The following is a 5,084-nucleotide window of genomic DNA, read 5'->3' on the forward strand; positions in this document are numbered from 1 at the left end:
ATATACTTTCGCCTGATCATCAGCTGTGGCCGTCAAAGGAGCTTTATCTACTACGAGATTTAAGGTTTGTTCTGAGAAGAGTAAAATACCATCCGTTTCAGTTACCCTCAATGTAAAGTTATATGTTCCTGCCGTGGTAGGAGTACCATTAATCACTGCAGTCCCATTTCCATTATCGGTTAAGCTAGTTCCTGGTGGTAATGTACCAGAACTTAATGTGATTTCTCGAGTGTTCCCTTCAGCGTCATCTGTTGTTATATTATAAACATAAGATGCACCGTATACTCCCGATTCGTTGGGAGTACTTGTAAATGTGGGTGCTGTTTGCGCTTGGGCGCCAAGTGTTGTCAGTATAACAATACTGATTGTTAGATATAAAGCCTTCAAAACTATGGTTACAAAGTTTGACAATGTTCTATAGATATATACACATTGCCTTGAACTAAATTGAATTAATAAAGTTAATATATTTCACTAATATTTCTTAATAGACTTACATTTAACCCTTTATACGGGTTTAACCTAAAAGAACACGAATAAGATACTTTTGACATGGTAGAAAACATTTTTTGGATAGGGCTCGGAATACTGATTTATACGTACCTCGGTTATGGTGCCATACTTTTCATTATGGTAAAACTTAAGCGAATTTTCAACAAAAGAAAAGCTGCAACATATGCGTTTGATGAGCTTCCTGAGCTTACGCTAATGATCCCTTGCTACAATGAAGAAGATTTTATTGAAGATAAAATTAAAAACTGCCTCGAACTTGAGTACCCTGCTGAAAAGAAACATCTTGTGTTTGTTACTGATGGCTCTACTGATAAAACAAACGAGTATATAGAAAAACACGAAGAGCTAGAACTATATTTTTCTCCCGAGAGAAGAGGTAAAAATGCTGCTGTTAATAGAGTAATGCCGCATATAAAAACCCCTATAGTAGTTTTTTGCGATTCAAATACTATGCTGAATAAAGATGCTTTGGTAAATATTGCCAGACATTACAAAGATCCGAAAGTGGGGGGTGTAGCTGGTGAAAAACGTGTAGCATCTGAAGGGGCCAACGCAGCTGGCTCAGGAGAGGGCGCATATTGGAAGTACGAATCAAAATTAAAGCAATGGGACTCGGAATTGCACTCAGTAGTAGGTGCTGCTGGTGAGCTATTTTCTATTAGAACTGAGCTTTATGAAGAAGTGCCTCCTAATGTAATTATTGAAGATTTTAGACTGTCTATGAATATCGCCAAAGATGGCTTACGTGTGGTTTACGAACCAGATGCATATGCCGTTGAGACTGGTTCTGCATCTATAGATGAAGAAAACAAACGTAAAGTAAGAATCTCAGCCGGTGGTTTAAGAGAGGTGGCTCATTTCTCAGGCCTACTCAACTTTTTCAAACATGGCTTGCTCACTTTTCAATATGTATCACACAGAATGTTGAGATGGACCTTAGCTCCTTTGGCTCTACCTGTGGTATTCGTTTCAAATGGTATACTAGCCTTCTCAGGCCAGCCTATTTACCAGACGTTATTTGCGCTACAAGTAGCTTTTTATTTGTTTGCCGCACTAGGACACACGTTGAGGAACAAGGCTATAAGCTTTCAAAAGCTATTCATTCCTTATTACTTCGTATTTATGAATCTTTCGGTATACAAAGGGCTTGGCAGACTACTAAAAGGAAGCCAATCTGTAGTATGGGAGAAAGCCCAAAGGGCCAAAGGTTAATTACAAACCTGGCCCTCTGGTAAGGTAAATGATAATGCTTTACCAATCTCTTTATAAATGGGAGTATCAATCAGCTTTTGGTTAACCTCTATCTCAAGGCCTAAATACTGGCTAGCAGTAAATTTAGTTCTCAAATAGGTAGTAAAACCATCATCTGCGCCATGGTAAGGGCAATTGTGCATGATCGTGAGGTCAGGCAAAGTGAGTTGCAATTGTTCTTTCCATGCATCTGAGAAGACCAACTCTTCTCGTCTGTTGTCATCAAATAAAATACCTATGTCTACTGTACGCTCGATTCCATTTAAAACCGGGGTAAAAGTGTGCATAGATATATGAATTACCTGGTGCCCATCACTCACCAACTCTTCTATCTTATCTTGTACTTCCTGCCTATATGGCTTGTAGTATTTGTCAAGTAACAATTGCTTTACATGCGGGTCTACTTTTTTTGTAAACTCAGAAAACAATTGTTCGTGGCCTATAGATCTATTTACTTCTACTAACAGCCTAGTTACTTTACAATAATGAAGCTTGGTTGAAAAATTTTTGGCCATAGCCTTCGCAAGTTGCATAGCCCCGGGATCCCACCCACGGTGGCTTTCTAAGACCTCTTCATGACCTAAAAATAGTAAGGCAAATTCCTTGGGCACGTAATTTCCTGCATGCTCACATGTGATTATAATTGCTCTTTTACCCATACCTCAAACATTTCGTTGTTGGCCAAACAATCGGCCAGCTCATGATAAACCATGGTTATATTTTCCGGAGTGTATATACCTCCCAGACTTTTTATAATACGGGTGGCCAGTGTGCCCTCACGTAAAATAAACTCTATCTCAGCCTCCCAGGGAGCGATCTCTTCAGGATATTCACTTTTCACCTCTTCATACAAATGCTTCCAAACCTCCTGAGCGGATGCTTTTGACTTTTCTAAACCTAAAATCTTCAAATATTTGGCATTTGTTATCTCAGCTTTTTCAGCCTTTTTGATAGTCAAATGCAATATTTCGGCTAGCTCATCTGTACTCCAGGCTTGTTGGTCGTGAAGGCTTATATGCTTTTCTGACACTATTAGTTTAAGTACACAAATGATCAAAGTGGCAATTGCTAAATCAGCCTTTGGACACTCTTGCAGATCGAGCACACGTATTTCCACGGAGCCCCGATCGAAGCGAGCTATGGCTCCACGGCTATTTACCCATACTGGTTTTAATAAGTCGTCCTCATTGTATTGAGCGATGTCTTCTGCAATGCGGTCATAAATAAGTTTATGATATTGCCTTTTGCTAAATGCACGCTCCGGTATCACACGGCCGGTAATCGATGGTATGATCATTTGGTTTTTGTGATAATAGTCCATACGCTTATCTAAGAAGCCCGTATTGGCACCACCCAAAATAGGAGAACTGGCAGCCAGAGCTGGTAGTATCGGTAAAATCAACCGGATGGCAGCATGCAAACTCGCAAATTCTTCATCGTCATAAAACGGCAGGTTGATATGACAACTCTGCAAGTTTGACCAGCCGTGCCCCTGACAATTAAACATTTGATTATAGCGCTCATACACTGCATTATTATCGTGTGGCCACAAATAAGTGTCCTTTGCAGGATTCATCAATGGGTGAGCTGCAGTTGGCAATAATTTAGCTTCAAAACCAGCAAGCTGCTTGTTTACCTCCTCAATGTTTTGAGTGAAATCTTTATTAAGCTGCACCAGGTCTGGAGTAGGCTCTGTGCATTTCAACTCCACTACATGCAGTACTAACTCATTACACCAGGTTACAGGTCCTTTTTCTACATCGCTGCAATACTCCCCTGTTACTTTTTTAAATAGCTCATCGGTTATTGGCTTTATGGCCAGCGTATCTTTATGAGCAATCATATATTCAAGCTCTATTCCATAAGCTTGGAATAAGTGTATTCTTGATGGTTTCATTTCTTTTGAAGCTTCTCAGTGAAGCTTTCCATTATTTTGTGATACAATTTATTTTTAAGCACCTTGTCTTCTACCCCGCTATCTATATTGGGGTTATCATTTACCTCGATGACGTAGAATTTACCATCAATCTCTTTGATGTCTACTCCATAAAGGCTGGTGCCTATAAGTGATGTTGCTTTAAGCGCTGTATCAATCAATGCTTTTGGTGCATCACTCGCGGCTATGGTTTCACTCTTACCTTCTCTATGCTGGCCATTCTTTTTCCAGTCTACGATCTGCCAATGGTTTTGAGCCATAAAATAACGACAAACGTAAAGTACCTGGTTGTTGATAACACCTACTCTCCAGTCATATGAAGTAGGTATAAATTGTTGTGCTATAAGCAGCTCAGACTTTTGAAACAGCTCTTTCAATGTGTCCTTTAACTCCTGTTCGTTAGCCACCTTCTTTACCCCTTTAGAAAAAGAGCCGTCAGGTTGCTTTATTACCACAGGAAATTTGAAATCTTCCGGTAGCTGTTGCGCGTCCTTTCTTAAAATAAAAGACTTAGGTACAGCAATTTTATTTGATGTGAGCAACTCGTGTAAGTACACTTTGTTTGTACACTTCAATATAGAGTTAGCGTCATCAATTACCACCAAACCTTCAGCCTCAGCTTTTTTTGCAAATCGATAGGTGTAATGGTTTACATTGGTAGTCTCTCTTATGAAGAGTGCATCAAACTGCACCAGTTTACCAAAATCGTTTTTAGTGATTACTTCAATGTTAAAACCGTATTTCTCACCAGCAGCAATAAATTTCTGTATGGCTCTTGGGTTTGAAGGAGGTGTAGCATCTTCCGGACTCATTAAAATGGCCAGGTCGTACTTTTTACGCTCATACTTCTTTCTCACCACACGCTTGCCCGCCACATAAAATTGTAAGGCTTCTTCCAGCGCTTTTTTGCTGCCATTTGCCAATTCCTGCACGTGTACAGGCTTCAGGTTGGTAAGTTGCCATTTCTCCTTCTTCGCAAAGCTCGCCTGAATAACCGGCACCTGGTAAAGGTTGAAAAGCAAGTTGCCCAGTCTGGCATATTTTGGATTCTCTACCTGCCCAAATAATATGTGAATTATGACCTTATTATCCTGAACTTCCTTCAGGCTATTGTGTATCAGATCATCCCACTCTTCGGCATCATCTTTAATTAAAGACGGGAATCTAAAGTCTTGTAACGTGGCAATTTCCGGTATCACCTTATGGCTTCTGGCTCCAGCCAATAAAGAAACATAATAACCTAAACTCTGATATTGGTGAGATTTACAAAGATTAATGACTTTGTACGTCTTTGACTCCTGATATTCGGGATTGGCAAAATAATCGGTTGGTGATATAATTTTTGCTCCTTCAATCTGTGGAGACCATTTTTCAGGGTTTTCTA

The 5,084-nt window shown here is 39.8% G+C and carries 5 protein-coding genes; 1 reads left to right on the top strand and 4 read right to left on the bottom strand.

All coding sequences use genetic code 11. From position 1 onward, the window contains the following. On the bottom strand, positions 1–411 hold a 411-nt coding region (locus E1176_RS06250), incomplete at its 3' end, for a putative Ig domain-containing protein (protein WP_222933099.1). Between the two features lie 141 nt (positions 412–552). On the opposite strand from E1176_RS06250, the gene E1176_RS06255 reads away from it, so the two are divergent. Continuing rightward, positions 553–1,725 (top strand): glycosyltransferase family 2 protein, encoded by a 1,173-nt coding sequence (locus tag E1176_RS06255; RefSeq protein WP_155209708.1) that lies wholly within the window; start codon positions 553–555, stop codon positions 1,723–1,725. Here E1176_RS06255 and E1176_RS06260 read toward each other — a convergent pair. The 3 genes from E1176_RS06260 to E1176_RS06270 form a co-directional block, all read right to left on the bottom strand. Then, positions 1,722–2,423 (bottom strand): N-formylglutamate amidohydrolase, encoded by a 702-nt coding sequence (locus E1176_RS06260; RefSeq protein WP_155209710.1) that lies wholly within the window; start codon positions 2,421–2,423, stop codon positions 1,722–1,724. The two genes, E1176_RS06255 and E1176_RS06260, sit on opposite strands and share 4 nt — an antisense overlap. Then, a complete protein-coding gene (locus E1176_RS06265; RefSeq protein WP_155209712.1) occupies positions 2,402–3,661 on the bottom strand; it encodes a carboxylate-amine ligase in 1,260 nt (419 codons plus the stop codon). Before E1176_RS06265 ends, E1176_RS06260 begins: the two co-directional genes overlap by 22 nt. Continuing rightward, positions 3,658–5,084 (bottom strand): RimK family protein (locus E1176_RS06270; protein ID WP_155209714.1); only part of this gene is annotated, 1,427 nt, incomplete at its 5' end. The genes E1176_RS06270 and E1176_RS06265, both read right to left, overlap by 4 nt.

This window comes from Fulvivirga aurantia (assembly GCF_009711475.1).
In the GTDB taxonomy this organism is placed as follows: Bacteria; Bacteroidota; Bacteroidia; order Cytophagales; family Cyclobacteriaceae; genus Fulvivirga; species Fulvivirga aurantia.

Bases quoted from the DNA above. Each gene is read 5' to 3' on its own strand.
- E1176_RS06255 (WP_155209708.1), top strand. From the start codon at position 553: ATGGTAGAAAACATTTTTTGGATAGGGCTCGGAATACTGATTTATACG.
- E1176_RS06260 (WP_155209710.1), bottom strand. From the start codon at position 2,423: ATGGGTAAAAGAGCAATTATAATCACATGTGAGCATGCAGGAAATTAC.
- E1176_RS06265 (WP_155209712.1), bottom strand. From the start codon at position 3,661: ATGAAACCATCAAGAATACACTTATTCCAAGCTTATGGAATAGAGCTT.